Raw genomic sequence first — 16711 nt, 5'->3', positions numbered from 1 at the left:
GTCAGTCGTCGTCCTCGGCGCCGGTCCCGCTCAGGTACTCGTCCACCTCGGAGAAGATGTCGACCAGCTTCTCGCCGTCGATCTTCTCCAGGTTCTCGCCCTGGGTCTTGAACAGTTCGTCGATGCTGTCCGCCAGCCCGTCCTCGATGCTCTCGAAGAGGAGCTTCTGGTTCTCGAGGATCGTGTGGATGGCCGTGATCAGTTCCTTGACCGCCGTCGTGAGGTGCTGCCCGTTGGTCTCGGTGTCCGTCTCCATGCCGCCGATCGTGAGCGGCAGTTTGGCTCCCGGCAGCACGCCGGGCCCGTGCTGGCCCTCGGGCAGCAGGTTGTAGAGGGCGGGGATCTCCTCACCGCCGACCGTGCCGTCGGCCATGATCTTCTCCAGGGCCGAGAGGAAGTCCTTCACATCGTCGTTGAGGAAGTTCTCCAGCCAGGCCTTGTCGAGATTCACGGGGGCGCTGTCCGCCATGTCGCCTTCCTTGAGGTGGGGGTGGGGAACGGGTCGACGGGTCCGGGGCGCGGGCCCCGGACCGTCTGCGGCGGGCGGCTGCCCGGCGGGAGGGGAGCGTGGGCCGGCGCGGGGCGCGGGTCAGCGACCGACGCGGACGCTCTCCCACAGGCTGGTCAGGGACTTCTCGCTGTACTGGTAGTTCTCGGAGACGTCGGTGAGCAGCCTCGAGTGGCTGGTGAGCAGGTCCTTCATGGCCTCGACGGCGCCGTTCCAGGCGGCCTGCTTCTGCTCGTAGACCTCCTTGTCGTCACCGATCCAGGTGTTCTTGAGTTCCTGGAGTTCCGCTTCCAGGTTGGTGAGGATGCTCGCGATCGCCTTGGTCTGCTGGACCATGTCGTCGGCGGCATTGCTCATGTGGGAGTAGTCGACGTAGATGTAGCCGTCGGTGAAATCGCTCATGTCGGTCCTCGTCTCGCGGCGTGGTGGGGGAGGGGCGGAGGGAGAAGGGGGCGCGGCGGGTCAGCCCTTCAGGGCGTCGAATATCGCCTGGGACCCGGAGTACGCCTGGTTGATGGCCTCGTTGGAGGAACCCTGCGCCAGCCCCTGCGCGCGCAGCGTCTCGTTCAGCGTCTCGATCATGTCGCGCACGTTGGTGGAGATCACCTCGGCCTGGTCGTCCCAGAGCTTCAGCAGGTCCTGGTAGGCCTTGCCGTCGGAGCCCTTCAGGCCCGAGGCGAGGTTGTGCTTCATGTTCTCGACGTCCTGCCGGCAGTTCTGGATGCCGCTGAACGCCTGCTCCAGAGCCTGGACTCCATTCCGTGTGGCGCGCTCTTCCGACTGCTGCATTCCGGCCATGACGGGATCCTCCTTTTATGTCGGTCCAGTTGATACGGGTGACGGCAACCAAACGTAGACAGCGCTCAGTTGACCGAGCAACGAGTTACGGAATGTTTTCCGACTGCATTCCGGTTCTCGCGGTCGGAATTCCGGGGATTCACTCGGAATTCACTTTCCGCTCGCCCACGGCGGCCTTTTCCTTTGTGTCCGGGGCGGTCGCGGATTCGCCCGTGCCCGCCCCGGACTCGTCCCGCTCCTGGCAGGGCGGCCGCGTCGTGGTGCCGCGGCCCGTCTCCGCGGACGTCCGCGTCAGGTCGGGGCCGGTCGGCAGCATCGACAGCAGGGTCGCCGGGAGCCGCCGTGCCTGGTCCTCGGTGTAGCCGAGCGCCTCCAGGGCGTCCGCCCCGGACACCCGGTACTTCATCCCGGTGTCCGTCACCAGGTAGACGGTGCCGCCCACGTTCCGCCCGTCCGCCCCGAGGGCGTGCACGAGCGCGCCGCCGCCCGGCCGTACGGTGATCCGGTCCACGGCCACGCACGCCGGGACCAGCCCTTCGACGGGGGCCTGTGCGGTGGGGCCGAGCGCCTCCCGGTCGACCAGCGCCACACTGATCCGGGTGTCGCGTTCGCCGGCCTCGACCTGGACGCAGGCGACCTGTCCGGTGCCGAGGGCGGACATCCGGGGCGGGGACGCGGGCAGCCGACCGGCCGCGGCGCTGTCCGCGGAGCCGTTCGCGTGCTCGAGGGCGAGGGCCGTGGCCAGGGCCTCGGCGCCCAGTTCGGCGGCGGTCGCCGAGGCGTCGCCGTACACCTTCCTACGGGTCTCCGGGCTGCCGAGCGCCAGCGCCGCCTCGGTGGCCGTCACGGGGACGAGGCCCTCACGGCGCAGCAGGTAGTAGCGGCTCTCCGAGCCGGGCACCGTGGCGGTGAACACCTCGCCGATCCGGGTCTGCCGGCCGCTCAGCGACGGTCCCTCGCCGCCGATGCCGGGCACCTCGGGCGGGGTGAGGTCGGGTCCGGCGGGCAGCGCGTTCAGGAAGGCCGCCGATACCCGTACGCGAGTGGCGTCGCCGTAGCCCAGGGACTCGGCGGCGCCCGCCGCGTCGTCCAGCCGGAGGCGGCTGCCGCGCCAGATCAGGTAGTCGGCCTTGTCCGGACCCGTCACCAGCAGCGCTTCCTCGCCGCCCAGGCCCTCGCCGGATGCCGACTCGTCCGACGCGTGCGGACCCACCGCGAGGACGACACCGCCGGACGCCGGGTCGGTGCAGACCTGCCACGGCCCGGTGTCCAGGTCACCGGCCGCGGGCAGCGACTCGGGAGCCCCCGTGATGCCCACCGGGGTGCCGTGCGGAGTGCCCTTCAGTGAGGCCGTGCCGACCGTCACCGTCTTCATGTCCGCACCGGCGAGGAGCCGCGCCGAGGCGTAGTTGCGCACCGGCCGCAGCCGGCCGTTCAGGTACAGGTAGCTCGTGCCGGTCTCCTCGTCGACGACCAGGGTCCCGGCCTCGCGCCAGGAGTCCGTGGTGCCGGGCCGGAGCAGGCCGAGGACGAAGGCGCCCGCAGACAGCAGGACGGCCACGACGATGCCGATGACGATGCCCCGGTTCGTCCGGCCCTGCGGGCTCTCCGGGGCGTCCGGGTCGGCGCGGAGCATGCCCGAGGTGAGCCGCCCCATCACGAACATGTGCGCCTGCACCTGGTCACGCTTGGACTGCACGTCGACACTCCTTCACGCTCTCGGTGGCCGTGACGCCGGCCGGCTCACCGCATGCGGGGCCCGGCGGCCGTAACCGGGTCCGGGACCGGGGCTGGATCCGGCTCACAGGGCACGCAGCCAGCCGTACACACCCAGCACCCACAGGGCGAGGGGCAGCAGACTGATCGCCGCCGCCGACTGCAGCAGTTCCGCGGCCCGGCCCCAGTACGGCACCAGCCGCCGCCCCGGCACGGTCCAGGAGAGGACGGCGAACAGCGCCGCCGCGGCGAGCAGCCCGGCGGCGGTCAGCAGCCGGGCGTCGGGCTCCGTGCCCCGGGCGAGGACCGCGGCCAGCAGCAGCGCGCCCCAGGCGGCGGGGAGCAGCAGCGACAGGCGCTGCCAGACGTTCCCCAGCCCCCTCGCGTGCAGCACGAGCAGCAGCACCAGCGCCATGACCATGACGCTCTCGGGCAGGTCGTCGTGGCGGACCAGCACCGTGACGGCGGCGGCGCACACCAGCCCCACCGCGCCGTACAGCGAGGTCATCCAGCCGTCCGCGAGGACCGCGCGGCTCCGGACGGCCGACGTGGGGTGCGGTTCGATGCCCTCCTGTAACTGCTGCGCGTTGGTCGGCAGCGGCGGCATCCGCAGCCCCGACATGCGGAACGACAGCGAGGGCACGAAGGCCCCGAGCACCACGGCCGCCAGCGCGACGACCGCCGCGGCGGAGGCCGCGCCCGGATCCGCCGTGATCACCAGCGCCGCGCCCAGCGCGCCGAAGGCCGTGACCACCGCCAGGAACAGGTACAGCGCCGCGAACGCCCCCACCATCGCGAGCGCGAGGACCGCGCCCCCGGCGCCCGCCGCGCAGGACGCGAGCAGCCCCGGCCCCAGGCTGCCGGCCCCGTACGGCCCGGCCGGCTCACCGGCCGTCAGCAGCCAGCCGGCCAGCGCCAGATAGGGGGCGGCCATGAAGCCGAGCGCCGCCGCCGCTCCCGCGTCGCCCACGGCACGGCTCGCGGCGGCCGCACCGGCCAGCAGCAGTACTCCGGCGGCCGCTGCGCACACGGCCCGCGGGGAGAGCGCGCCACCCGGCAGGGACAGCACCAGCAGTCCCGTGACGAGCACCGCGACCGCCGTGCCGATCAGCATGCGGCGGCCCGCCTGCGGGCTCCAGCCGTGCGGACGCTGCTGCATCGTGGTGGAGATGCCGTCCACCAGGTCGTCGAGGTGCACCTCGGGCAGTGCCTCGACACGCGGCCGCAGATACAGGGTCTCCCCGTCGCGCAGGTCGCAGGCGTCGAGGGTGCGCTCCTCGTCCAGTGGCTGCCCGCCGAGCCGTTGCAGCACCCAGCCGCCGTGCTCGATGCCGCTCTCGCGCACCTCGTCGCCCGCGTAGTCGAGGATGGTGGGCAGCAGATCGGCGACGGGCACGTCGGAGGGGACGGCCAGATCGATGCTGCGCGCGGGTGCGCGCACCGTCAGGCGGCACAGCCCGGCCACCTGGTTGTCACTCATCGGACGGGGTCACACCTTCCCGGTCGTTCCGGCCGCGCGGCGAGTGCGGGTGGCGGCCGGGTCTCCTTCTGCGGGACCCGGGCTTCGGCGGCCGGGCGGACAGAGCGCGAGAGCAGGGCGGAACACGAGCCCGGAAGATGATCTACCGGTGGCCCGCGGCTGGATCGTAACGGCGGTCGTCCGTACGGCGGGAGCCGCGAGCGCCCGGTATGCCCGGCCCCGCCCGAGCGTTCACGTGCCCGGTCCCGCTCGTTCCCCGACGCGTCATCCGGCCCGGTCCGCGCCGCTCCATAGTCGACCCGGTCGAACCGGAATGCGGTCGGCCGCCAGGTGTCGCCGACGGTTTCCCGGTCGGCGTCGCGCCGGCTGCCGTCGTGCAGGCTGTGGCCGACCGGCTGCCGGCGTGCCGACTGACTGCCTCGTGCCGGCTGCGGCCGACCGCCCGCCGCCGCCCCAACTGCCGCAAGGAGTAAGCCCCTTGAGTGTGGTCCTGTTCCGCAGGCCGGCCCGTCGACGCGGCCCGGACATGCCCGAGGGGGAGCTCAGCCTCCAGGAGCCGCCGCCGCTGCCCGAGGTCGTCCCCGACTCCTCCGCCATCTGGACCTATCTGCCGATGGCGCTCATGTCCGTGTCCATGATGCTGATGTTCATGCGGCCCGGCTCCGGCAGCGGGAGCGGCAGCAGCTTCCTCTACCTCGCCCTCGGCCTGATGGTGCTGTCGGCGGGCGCCATGATGATGGGTCAGTTCATGCGCCGCGGCAGCGAGCGCAAGCAGCGGCTCAACGGCGAGCGCCGCGACTACCTGCGCTATCTGACGCAGACCCGCCGCAAGGTGCGCGCCGCCGTCATCGACCAGCAGCGTGCCCTGGCCTGGCGCCACCCGGAGCCCGCCGCGCTGTCCTCGCTCGTGGGCACGACCCGGCTGTGGGAACGCCGCCCGCAGGACGAGGACTTCGGTGAGATCCGCGTCGCCGTCGGCGAGCAGAAGCTCGGGCTGCGGCTCACCCCGGTCTCCACCAGCCCCGTCGAGGACCTCGAACCGCTCTCCGCGCACGCCCTGCGCAGCTTCATCCGCGCCTACGCCACGGTCCCCGACCAGCCCATCGCGATCCTGCTGCGCGCCTGGGCCCGCGTCCTGTTCCGCGGCGACGAGGAGCGCATCCGCTCCCTGGCCCGCGCCCTCGTTGCCCAGCTCGCCGTCTTCCACTCGCCCGACGACGTGTGGCTCGCCCTGTGCGTCTCCGACGAACGCCGCGCCGACTGGGAGTGGGCCAAGTGGCTGCCGCACCACCTCCACCCCCAGGAGAACGACGGGGCGGGCCCCGCCCGGATGACCGGCTCCGCCTTCGGTGAACTGGAGGACCTGCTCGGCGCCGAGTTCTGCGAGCGCCCGCCCTTCGACCCGGACGCGGTGCCCGGCCGCGAGGAGCCCTTCACGGTCATCGTCATCGACGGCGGCACCGTCCCCGCCGGCCACCGCCTCGACGGCCCGGGCCTGCGCAACACCGTCGTCCTCGACCTGTCCGGCGCCCTGACCTGGCGCCCCGGCCGCAGCACCCTCCGCTTCGACGTCACCGAGGGCGCCTTCGACCTCGTCCGCACCGACCGCGACCGCAAGGAACAGACCACCCGGCTCGGCCGCCCCGACACCTTCGGCACCGCGGGCGCCACCGCGCTGGCCAAGCGGCTCGCCCCGTACCGCATGGGCATCGGCGGTGACGCGGCCGAACCCCTCGCGACCAACGTCGAGCTCACCACCCTCCTCGGCATCCCCGACCTGGCCAAGCACGTCCCGGCAGAGCTCTGGGCGCGTGCCACCGGCCCGGCCCGGCTGCGTGTCCCGATCGCCGTCGGCGCCGACGGCACCCCCGTCGAACTCGACATCAAGGAGTCCGCGCAGGGCGGCACCGGCCCGCACGGCATGCTCATCGGCGCCACCGGCTCCGGCAAGAGCGAACTGCTGCGCACCCTCGTCCTCGCCCTCGCCCTCACCAACTCCTCCGAGACCCTCAACTTCGTCCTCGTCGACTTCAAGGGCGGCGCCACCTTCCTGGGCCTGGACACCCTGCCGCACACCTCCGCCGTCATCACCAACCTCGCCGGGGAGGCCGCCCTCGTCTCCCGTATGCAGGACGCCCTGCACGGCGAGCTGATGCGCCGTCAGGAGCTGCTGCGCAGCGCGGGCAACTACACCTCCGTACTGGAGTACGAGAAGGCCCGCGCCGCCGGAACGCCCCTCGAACCGCTGCCCAGCCTCTTCGTGGTCGTCGACGAGTTCAGCGAACTCCTCGCCGCGCACCGCGAGTTCATGGAGCTGTTCGTGATGATCGGCCGGCTGGGCCGCAGCCTCGGCGTCCATCTGCTGCTCGCCTCGCAGCGCCTGGACGAGGGCCGTATGCACCAGCTGGAGAGCCACCTCTCCTACCGGATCGGCCTGCGCACCTTCTCCGCCATGGAGAGCCGCGGCGTCCTCGGCGTCCCCGACGCCTACGAGCTGCCGCCCCAGCCCGGCAGCGGCTACCTCAAGTCCGGCGTCGAGGCGCTCACCCGGTTCCGCGCCGCCTACGTCTCCGGCCCGTACCGCACCCGGCGCGGCAGCGCCGACCAGGCCCGCGTCGCCAGCCAGACCGTGCCCTGGAGCAGCGGCTACGTCGTGCCCCGGCACCAGCCCGCCGCACCCGACCCCGGCCCGGAGCCGGAGGAGGAGACCGGCGACACCCTGCTCTCCGTCGCAGTGGAGCGGCTCCTCGGCGCCGGGCCGCCCGCCCACCAGGTGTGGCTGCCCCCGCTGGACCGTCCCGCCACCCTCGACCAGGTACTGCCGCCGCTCACCCCCGACCCCGACTTCGGGCTGACCACGGCGGGCCGGCCCGAACGCGGCCGCCTCCGCATCCCCGTCGGCATCGTCGACCGGCCCTTCGACCAGCTGCGCGACCTGCTCACCGTCGATCTGTCCGGTGCCGGCGGGCACGTCGCCATCGCGGGCGGCCCGCAGAGCGGCAAGTCCACCATGGTCCGTACGGTCCTGGCCGCGCTCGCCCTCACCCACACCCCGCGCGAAGTGCAGTTCTACTGCCTGGACTTTGGCGGCGGCACCCTGGCCGGGCTCGCCGGACTGCCGCACATGAGCGGTGTCGCGGCCCGCCTGGACACCGAGCGCGTCGGCCGCACCATCGCCGAGGTCAATACCCTGCTGACACAGCGGGAACGGTTCTTCCTCGACCACGGCATCGACTCCATGGCCACCTACCGGCGCCGCCGCGCCGCCGGGGAGTTCCCGGGCGAGCCGCACGGCGACGTGTTCCTGGTCATCGACGGCTGGTCGACCGTACGGCAGGACTACGACCGGCACATCTCCACCTTCAACGCCATCGCCGCGCGCGGCCTCAACTACGGCATCCACCTCATCGTCACCACCGCGCGCTGGGTGGAACTGTCCGCCGCCGTGCGCGACCAGGCGGCCACCCACCTGGAACTGCGCATGGGCGACCCGATGGACTCCGAGATCGACATGCGCCGCGCCGCCACCGTGCCCCGCGCCCCCGGACGCGGCCTGACCCGCGAGGGCAAGCTGCACTACCTCACCGCACTGCCCCGCATCGACGGCGTGGAGGACGCGGACGACCTCGCCGACGGCGTCGCGGCGCTGGTCGCGGCCGTGCAGGAGAGCTGGGCCGGCCCGTCGGCCCCGCCGGTACGGATGCTCCCGGCGGTCCTCCCGGCCGCCGGACTGCCCGCGCCCGAAGTCCTGCCCGCGGGAGGCGGCCTGCGGGTCCCCCTCGGTCTGGAGGAGGACGAACTCTCCGTCGTCCGGCACGACTTCGCCGAGAACCCGCACATGATCGCCGTCGGCGACACGGAGAGCGGCAAGACCAACCTGCTGCGGCTGGTCGCGAAGGCCGTCATGGACCGCTACACACCGGCCGAGGCCCGCATCATGGTCGTCGACTACCGGCGGCAACTGGTGGAGGCGGTCCCCGACGAGTACCGGCTCGGGCACGCCGTGTCCATCGACGGGCTGAAGGACCTGATCCAGGGCGCCGCCCGCGCGGTGAAGACCCGCGTGCCCGGCCCCGACATCAGCCCGGCCCGGATGAAGCTGTGCGACTGGTGGAACGGCCCCCGGCTGTTCATCCTCGTCGACGACTACGACATGCTCGGCACCGGCCCGATGAACGCCCCCTTCGACCCCCTCCTCGACCAGCTCGCCCTCGGGTACGAGGTGGGCCTCCACATCGTCGTCACCCGCTCCGCCTCCGGCGCCGGACGCGGCCTCGGCGACCATCTGATGCGGCGCCTCCTGGAGGTCAACACCCCCGGCCTGCTGCTGTCCTGCCCGCCGTCCGAGGGGTACGTCTTCGGCAACGTCAAGGGCCGCATCCTGCCTCCGGGCCGCGCCACGCGGATCGCCCGCCGCAAGACGGTGCGGGTGCAGACGGCCCTGGTGGAGGGGCCGGGGGAGTGAAACGGCAGGCGGTTCCGGCCGGAACTCCCCGTCAGCTTCCGTCCGCCGCGCGCCAGCCCCGGGCGCGCCCCCGGGGAACGGTGACGGCCGCGGCCAACGTCAGCAGGACGACGCCCGCACCCACCCCGGCGACGGCGAGGGCACGGTCGCGGGGAGCCGTCGAGGCGGGTTCGTGGCGCCGGGCGGGCACCGGGTCCGGGGCGGAGCCGGGCCGTGACTCGGGCAGTGTCGCCAGGGCCGCGTACGGGTCGAGCCGCGGCACGTCGGCCGGGTACGCCGTCGCGGTCAGCTGCCGGGCGGCCTCCGTGGCCGACAGCTCGGGGAAGCGGGCCCGCACCAACGCCGCCGCGCCCGCGACATGCGCGGCCGCCAGCGAGGAACCGGAGCCGATGTAGTGGCCGCGGCCGCGCGGCCCCGCGCCGGCCACCGCGTCGCCGGGGGCCGCGAGGTCCACGCCGGACACCTGCGGGGCGCCCTCCGGGCGGGTGCCCTCGGGGCCGTAGTCCTGCACCGACAGCACCCCGGGCGCGGACCCGGGCCAGTACCACGGCTGCGCGGCCGCCGTCTCACCGCTCTCGTCCTCGTCCTCGGGGAGCGCGTCCGGCGCGGCCGGGGCCACCACGAGGGCGTCCTTGCCCTGCGCGTACGCGACCGCCCTGGTCAGCTCATCCTTGCCGCCCTCCAGGGCCGGCCCGACGTAGATGACCCCGGCGCCCGCGTCCGCCGCCTCGCGGATCGCCCCGGCCAGCAGGGAGACGGTGACCGCGCCGCGCTCCGCCGTGCCGCGCACGGCGAGGACGCCCGCCGCGGGCGCCACCCCGACGGGTCCCACGCCGTCCAGCGGCGCCCCCGCGGCCAGCGCGGCGGCGAACGTCCCGTGCCCCACGCAGTCCACGTCGCCGTCGCCGTCGCCGTCGCCCACCGCCGTCACGCGGCCCGCGAGCGCCGGCACGTCCGCACCGACCCCGGTGTCCACCACGGCGATCCGCACGCCCTCACCCCGCGACAGGGTCCAGGCCCGGGACAGCCCCAGCGCGTCCACCGTCCACGGCTCGGCCTCCGCCGTGTGCTTCGAGGCACCGGTGCAGGATTCGCCGCCGGTCAACTCCGTGCGGAGCACCGGCAGTTCGATCTGGCCCGCGGCACGGGCCGGGGCCGCGGCGAACACCGGCGCCGCGGTCAGCAGCAGCACCGCCGTCAGCACCCCCGAGGTCCGTACGGCGGAGTGGCGCGGTGCGCGCGTGGGACCGGTGGAGGCGGAGGGGCCGGCGGGACGTCGCATGGCGCGCAAGCTAGGCCGCCGAGATGACGGCATGGTGACGCCCGAGGTACGCCCGTCCTGCGCACCGCACCGCCGCAACACCCCCCGGTTCGCCCAGACTTCACCTGGAGCACACCGTCCCACCACTGAGGTCCACCCTTCGGCAGGAAAGATCGGCGCGGGTAGGAAGAGAAAGGGAGGCCCGCGCGTGTCACGGCAGTTGCTCACGGTGTGCCCGGAACAACCGGACTGTTTCCGGACGATCGGTGAGGCCCTGGAGAAGGCGCGCACGGGGGCGGTGATCCGGGTCAGGCCCGGCCGCTACACCGAGAACCTGACCGTGCGCAACCGCGTCACCATCGCCGCCGACGGGGCGCCGGGCAGCGTCGAGATCCGGCCGCGCCGCGGCACCGCGCTCGTCCTCCTCGCGGACGCGGTCGCCCTCACCGGCCTCACCCTGCGCGGCGGCGCCGAGGACCTCCCCGTCGTGGACGCGCCGCGCGGCCAGGTGGCCATGGACGGCTGCACCGTCGTCGGTTCCGGCTGGACGGCCGTCCTCGCCCGGGAGAACGGCGCCGTCGCCATGCGTGACTGCCGGATCAGCAACCCCACGGGCGCCGGCGTCGTCGACACCGCACCCACCGGCAGCGTCATCGCCGACTGCGTCGTGGAGAACCTCGGCACCTCCGGCATCGTCCTCGGCGAACAGGCCCGTACGACGGTCCGCGGCTGCCACGTGCGCGACGCCCGCGGCAACGGCATCCTCGTCAACGGCGAGGCGCGCGGCACGATCGAGGACTGCGACCTGAGCGGCGCCGAGAAGCCCGCCCTGGCGCTCGAGGGCAGTTGCAGCACCCACGTCGTCCGCACCACCGCCCACGACACCGCCGTCGGCGTGTACCTCACCAGCGACGCCCGGCCCACGCTCGAGGACGTCACCGTCGCCGACACCACCGGGCCGGGCATCGTGCTCGCCTCCGGAGCCGACGCCGAGCTGCTGCGCTGCCGCACCACCTGTACCCGCGGCAACGGCCTCGCCGTCACCGAGCGCTCCCGCGGCACCTTCGAGGAGTGCGAGTTCGACACCGCCACCGCGCCCGCCGTACGGGTCACCGGGTCGAGCACGCCCGTACTGACCGGCACGGTCGTGCGCGACTGCCGCGACACCACCGGCGCGGTGACCCTGGAGGACGACTCGGTCGCCGAGTTCGAGCGGCTGGAGATCCTCGACGCCGCGGGCACCGCCCTGCTGATCCGCACCGGCGCGAACCCGCTCCTGCGCGGCGCCCGGATCGTCGCCCCGCGCGCTCACGGCGCCGAGATCACCGAGGAAGGACGCGGCCGGCTGGAGGACTGCCTGATCGACCGCCCCGGCGGCGACGGCGTCCGCGTCACCGCCGGCGGCAGGCCCGAACTCCGCGACACGGCCGTCGAGTCGGCCGCCGACGCGGGCCTCCGCGTCGGCCAGGACGGGCACGCCACACTGCGGGACTGCCGCCTCCACGCGGCCGCCGCCTCCGGTGTCGCGGTGGACCACGGCGGAAAACTGACCGCGGAACGCACCCACATCACCGAGTCCGCCGCCCACGGCGTACTGCTGGCCGCCGGATCGCGGGCCGCGCTCGACGCCTGCCGCATCACCGGCAGCCTCGGCGACGGCATCCGCGTCGACACCGACGAGCCGGTCACCGCGACCGGCTGCACCGTACGGGACAACCGGGGCGCGGGACTGCGCCAGACCCGTCCCGGGGACCGGCTGACCGTCGAGGACCTCATCAGCGCGGGCAACGAGGAGCCCGACGCGTGGGGCGCCCTCGCGGGCACCGGCTCCTCAGGCGAGGCGGCGACCGGAGACCGCAGGCCCGCACCCGCCCCACCGCGCGGCCCGCTGGAGGAACTGGAGGCCCTCATCGGCCTCACCGACGTCAAGCACCAGGTCCGCACCCTCGTCAACCTCAACGAGCTCGCCCAGCGCCGCGCCCGGCTCGGCATGCCGGCCCCGCCCATGAGCCGCCACCTGGTCTTCTCGGGCCCGCCCGGCACCGGCAAGACCACCGTGGCCCGGCTGTACGGCGGCATCCTCGCCGGCCTCGGCGTGCTCCGGTCCGGCCACCTCGTGGAGGTCTCGCGCGCCGACCTCGTCGCCCAGGTCATCGGCGGTACCGCCATCAAGACCACCGAGGCCTTCAACGAGGCCCTCGGCGGCGTGCTCTTCATCGACGAGGCGTACACCCTGCTGTCCGACGGCAAGGGATCCGGCGCCGACTTCGGCCGCGAGGCCGTCGACACCCTGCTGAAGCTGATGGAGGACCACCGCGAGGACGTGGTCGTCATCGCCGCGGGCTACACCGAGGAGATGGGCGCCTTCCTCGCCTCCAACCCCGGCCTCGCCTCCCGCTTCACCCGCACCATCGAGTTCGCCAACTACTCCGTCGACGAACTGGTCACCATCACCGAGTCGATGTGCGAGGCCCACCGCTACGCGCTCGACCCCACCACCCTGGCCGCGCTCGCCGCCCACTACCGGGGCATGACCCGCGACGCCACCTTCGGCAACGGCCGCGAGGCGCGCCGTGTCTTCGAGGAGATGGTCGACCGCCAGGCGAGCCGCCTCGCCACCCTGCGGAACCCGACCGAGCGCGACCTCACCCTGCTGCTGCCCGAGGATGTCGGCGTCGAGGGCACGGCGGCGGCCGGCACCGAGGGCGGTGCCGAGGAACTGCTCGCCCGGCTCGACGCGATGACCGGCCTGGCCGCCGTCAAGCGCGAGGTGGGCGACCTCGTCTCGCTGCTCGCCGCGGCCCGGCAGCGCCGCGCCGCCGGGCTGCCCACCCCGCGCCTCAGCAACCACCTCGTCTTCGCCGGCCCGCCCGGCACCGGCAAGACCACGGTGGCCCGCCTGTACGCCGGGCTGCTGCACGCCCTCGGTGTCCTCCCCAAGGGGCAGCTGGTGGAGGTCGCCCGCGCGGACCTGGTGGGCCGGTACGTGGGCCACACCGCACAGCTCACCAAGGAGGTCTTCGAGAGCGCCCTGGGCGGCGTGCTGTTCATCGACGAGGCGTACACGCTCACCCCGCGCGGCGCGACCGCCGACTTCGGGCGGGAGGCGGTCGAGACCCTGCTGAAGCTGATGGAGGACCACCGTGACGAGGTGGTGGTCATCGCCGCGGGCTACACGGAGGAAATGGCGGGGTTCCTCGCCTCGAACCCGGGCCTGACCTCCCGGTTCACACGCACCGTGCACTTCGAGGACTACACCACGGACGAACTGGTCGAGATCATCGCCCGGCAGGCGGCCGAGGCCGGCTACGACTGCGCGCCGAGGACACGGGAGGCGCTCACCGCCCATGTCGCCGCGCTGCCCCGGGACCGCTCCTTCGGCAACGCCCGCACGGCGCGCGGCATCCTCGACGTGATGATGACGCGTCAGGCCCGGCGGCTGGGCGCGGTGGCGGCACCCGGCCTGGACGATCTGCGCGCGCTGCTTCCGGAGGACGTTCCGCAGGCTTGAACCAAGTGGTCCCGCCTGCGAGTTGGTGGTTCCGGTCCCCGGCGTGCGCGGACGCCGGAGCGGCGACGAGTGATCGAACAGTGTTCGGCCGGCGTTCACTCCGGGGACCGCTTCTCACGGCTCAATGGCCCCACTGGTGTCACGGCGGACAGCCCTTCGCAGTTCTGGAACGCGAGCGCGCCGGCCCAGTCCGCTCGGACCGACCCCTTCGAAAGAGTCCACCTGATGGCAGATCAGTACGGTACGGACGACAACGCGCGGCGCTCCGGGCGTGCGACCCGCTCGGGCGGACCGGCCCGGCAGGACGTCCGCCGGGCCGTCGTCCTGGGCGGCACGGTCGAGGGGCCCGGGGCGGCATGGGCCGGTCGTGGCGCCGCCGAGGCGGCTGCGGAGCCGCCGGCGGGCGCGGCGCCGGAGCCCCGGCAGGAGCCGGCACCGTCCGCTCAGGCTGACACCGGGTCCTCCGAGTCCTCCGAGCCCTCCGAAAGCCATGAGTCCTCCTCAGGCACCGCCGATCCGGCCGCCGTCCCGGCGCGCTCCGCGGCCCCGGCCGCCGAGGAGCCGACGGCTCCCGAGGAGCCGGCCACCCCCGGGGCGCGCCGCGCCGTCGACACCTCCGGAGAGGCCCGGACCGAGACATCGGCGGCGGCGACGACCGGAACCGCCGGCACCACCGTCGCCGCCGCGTCCGGTGGCACCGCTGGGGGGCGGACGGCCGAGGGGCACGGCCGCAACGGTCCGAGCAAGCCGCTGCTGGCCGCCGCCGCCCTGGTGGGTGTCGTCCTCGTCGGCGTGCCGATCCTTCTCATGGGAGGCGGCGACGACGACCGCGACGGCGACCGGACCGGCCTGGCCGGGGACAAGGCCGACTCCGTCCTTCAGGATCCCGTCGGCAAGGACGTCCCGCCCGGCACGTTCGTCTCCGGGTCCCCGAGCCCGTCCTCGTCCCCCTCGCCCTCCCCGGCGAAGAAGAAGTCGCCGGACGCGACGGACACGGGAAAGCAGCCGGAGGCCGCGGGCTCCGCCCCCTCCCCGTCCAAGAGCGGGGCCAGGACCGGGACCAAGAAGGAAACCGGCTCCGAGAAGCGTTCCGGGACCGAGACCACGACGCGCACGGCCGACTCCAGCATCCGCAACGTACTGATCAAGAACGTCAAGACCGGTATGTGTGTCGATGTCCCCGGCTACGGCAACGGCAAGGCCGACGGCGCCGTCAACCAGTACCCCTGCAACGCGGGCGGCGACGACAACCAGATGTGGAGCCTGGAGATGCGGTACCGGGACGTGAGCCCCAAGGGCACCGACCTGTACCAAATCCGCAACGTCAAGGACGGCCTCTGCCTGGACCTGCCCAACTACGGCCCGGTGTCGGCCACCACCAAGGTCAGCGAGTTCCCGTGCAACGGGACGACCGCCGACAACCAGCTGTGGTGGCTCGACCGCCGCCCCGACGGCAGCAGCTGGGTCCGCAACTTCTCCAGCAACGGCCTGTGCCTGGACGTCAGCGCGGAGGGCGGCGTCCGCGCGGACTCCCGGCTCACGCTGTTCCACTGCAGTGACTCCGACGACCACCGCTGGCGGTTCTCCGGCTAGCCCTGGCGGCCGCGCGAGGCCGTGCCCTCCTTCAAATTCTGTTGCCCGGCGGTGCCCACGGATGGTGAGGTGCGCCCATGGATCACCCCATGGATCACGTGGATCGGGCCGGAGTGCTGGCCGAGTTCGACCGGGACGTACGGCAAGGGGCGCGTCCCGACACTCCCGACGCGCGGATCGACCGCGTGGACGGGGTGGTGCGGCTGGTCACCGGCGAAGGGCACGGCGGGGACAGCGTGCTCTGGTCGGATCTGGACGAGGCGACCGCCGACGAGGCCGTCGCCGCGCAGCTGCGGTACTTCGCCGGGCTCGGCCGCGCCTTCGAGTGGAAGCTGTACGGCCACGACCGGCCGGCCGACCTCGGGAAGCGGCTGCGCGCGGCCGGGTTCACGCCCGAGCCGGAGGAGACGCTGATGATCGCGGACCTGAGCCGGGTCGCCCTGGACGCCGAACCGCCGCTCCTCCGGGTCACCGACGCGGCGGGCGTGGACATGATGGCCGAGGTGCACGCCCGGGCCTTCGGCCGGGACAGCGCGTCCATGCACCGCGACCTGCTCGCCCGTATCGCCGCGGACCCGGACACGGTCGCCGCCGTCCTGGCGCTCGCCGGGGACCGGCCGGTCAGCGCGGCACGCATGGAACTGGTGCCCGGGACACGCTTCGCCGGACTGTGGGGCGGCGGCACGGTGGAGGACTGGCGCGGCCGTGGCATCTACCGCGCCCTGGTCTCGTATCGGGCCCGCCTCGCCGCCGAGCTCGGTTACCGCTACGTCCAGGTGGACGCCGGCGACATGAGCCGTCCCGTCCTGGAGCGCCTCGGCTTCGTCCCGCTGACCACGACGACGCCGTACCTGTCGCCGCCGGACACGCGGGGCACACCGGGCACACCGGGCACCGGCCGGGCGGACGGTCCGTGACCGAGGAGGTCAGCGCCGTGTCGCGAGCGTCCGGTCGAGTGCCGCGACGCCCAGCGCCGCCAGCCCGATCTGGATGAGCCACTCGATCCAGTCGACGCCCCTGGTGTCGGCCACGCCGAGGGCGGCGGCGACCGCGGAACCGATGAGGGCGGCCACGATGCCGACCACGATCGTCAGCAGGATGCCGATGCGCTGGCGGCCCGGGACGACGAGCCGGCCGAGCACACCGATCACGATGCCGATGACGATGGCACTGATGATGCCGGAGATCTCCATCTCCACCCCTTTTCCGTCGGGACCCGTGCCTGAGGAGCCCCTTCCCCGCCCCCGTGGGCGCCCGGGTGCGGGAGCCCCGCACTCGTGGAGCCCCGTTGCCGAGGTAGCCCCCTACTTGTGCGTGTGCCCGCTGGATGCGGGGGCAGTCCGTTCCGCTTGCCGCCGGCCCCGTCGATGCTGCCGTGC

11 protein-coding genes are annotated in these 16711 nt (G+C 73.7%); 4 read left to right on the top strand and 7 right to left on the bottom strand.

The annotated features are described in order from the left end of the window. Position 1: 1 nt before the first annotated feature. The 5 genes from IE242_RS09515 to eccD form a co-directional block, all read right to left on the bottom strand. A complete protein-coding gene (locus IE242_RS09515; protein WP_189857301.1) occupies positions 2–469 on the bottom strand; it encodes a type VII secretion system-associated protein in 468 nt (155 codons plus the stop codon). Positions 470–589: 120 nt separating this feature from the next. Then, positions 590–910, bottom strand: coding sequence for a WXG100 family type VII secretion target (locus IE242_RS09510; protein WP_189857300.1), 321 nt, complete (start codon positions 908–910; stop codon positions 590–592). 60 nt (positions 911–970) lie between these two features. Beyond that, entirely contained in the window at positions 971–1306 is a 336-nt protein-coding gene (locus IE242_RS09505; RefSeq protein ID WP_189857298.1) for a hypothetical protein, read from the bottom strand. A 139-nt stretch (positions 1307–1445) separates the two neighbouring features. Next, positions 1446–3005: a type VII secretion protein EccB gene (eccB, locus tag IE242_RS09500; protein WP_189857296.1), complete on the bottom strand. Its 1560-nt coding sequence runs from the start codon at positions 3003–3005 to the stop codon at positions 1446–1448. Between the two features lie 102 nt (positions 3006–3107). Further along, the gene (gene eccD, locus IE242_RS09495; protein WP_189857294.1) at positions 3108–4502 is read right to left on the bottom strand and encodes a type VII secretion integral membrane protein EccD; all 1395 of its coding nucleotides are present in this window, start codon (positions 4500–4502) and stop codon (positions 3108–3110) included. 484 nt (positions 4503–4986) lie between these two features. On the opposite strand from eccD, the gene eccCa reads away from it, so the two are divergent. Then, a complete protein-coding gene (gene eccCa / locus IE242_RS09490; RefSeq protein ID WP_189857611.1) occupies positions 4987–8967 on the top strand; it encodes a type VII secretion protein EccCa in 3981 nt (1326 codons plus the stop codon). A 31-nt stretch (positions 8968–8998) separates the two neighbouring features. On the opposite strand, the gene IE242_RS09485 is transcribed toward eccCa, so the two are convergent. Continuing rightward, positions 8999–10249, bottom strand: a complete 1251-nt coding sequence (locus IE242_RS09485; RefSeq protein ID WP_189857292.1) for a S8 family serine peptidase — start codon at positions 10247–10249, stop codon at positions 8999–9001. A 187-nt stretch (positions 10250–10436) separates the two neighbouring features. Between IE242_RS09485 and IE242_RS09480 the strand changes: the two genes are divergently transcribed. The 3 genes from IE242_RS09480 to IE242_RS09470 all read left to right on the top strand — a co-directional run bounded on the left by IE242_RS09480 (position 10437) and on the right by IE242_RS09470 (position 16249). Further along, positions 10437–13739 (top strand): right-handed parallel beta-helix repeat-containing protein, encoded by a 3303-nt coding sequence (locus tag IE242_RS09480; protein WP_189857290.1) that lies wholly within the window; start codon positions 10437–10439, stop codon positions 13737–13739. Between the two features lie 225 nt (positions 13740–13964). Next, the gene (locus IE242_RS09475; protein WP_189857288.1) at positions 13965–15332 is read left to right on the top strand and encodes an RICIN domain-containing protein; all 1368 of its coding nucleotides are present in this window, start codon (positions 13965–13967) and stop codon (positions 15330–15332) included. 98 nt (positions 15333–15430) lie between these two features. Then, positions 15431–16249, top strand: a complete 819-nt coding sequence (locus IE242_RS09470; RefSeq protein ID WP_189857609.1) for a GNAT family N-acetyltransferase — start codon at positions 15431–15433, stop codon at positions 16247–16249. A gap of 9 nt (positions 16250–16258) precedes the next feature. Here the strand turns inward: IE242_RS09470 and IE242_RS09465 are convergent, their stop codons facing one another. Beyond that, positions 16259–16525 (bottom strand): GlsB/YeaQ/YmgE family stress response membrane protein, encoded by a 267-nt coding sequence (locus IE242_RS09465; RefSeq protein ID WP_189857286.1) that lies wholly within the window; start codon positions 16523–16525, stop codon positions 16259–16261. Positions 16526–16711 lie beyond the last annotated feature (186 nt).

Source organism: Streptomyces poonensis (assembly GCF_014650915.1).
Classification (GTDB): Bacteria; Actinomycetota; Actinomycetes; order Streptomycetales; family Streptomycetaceae; genus Streptomyces; species Streptomyces poonensis.
Note: the sequence above shows the minus strand (reverse complement) of the source record. Positions and strands in the feature narration are given on the sequence as shown.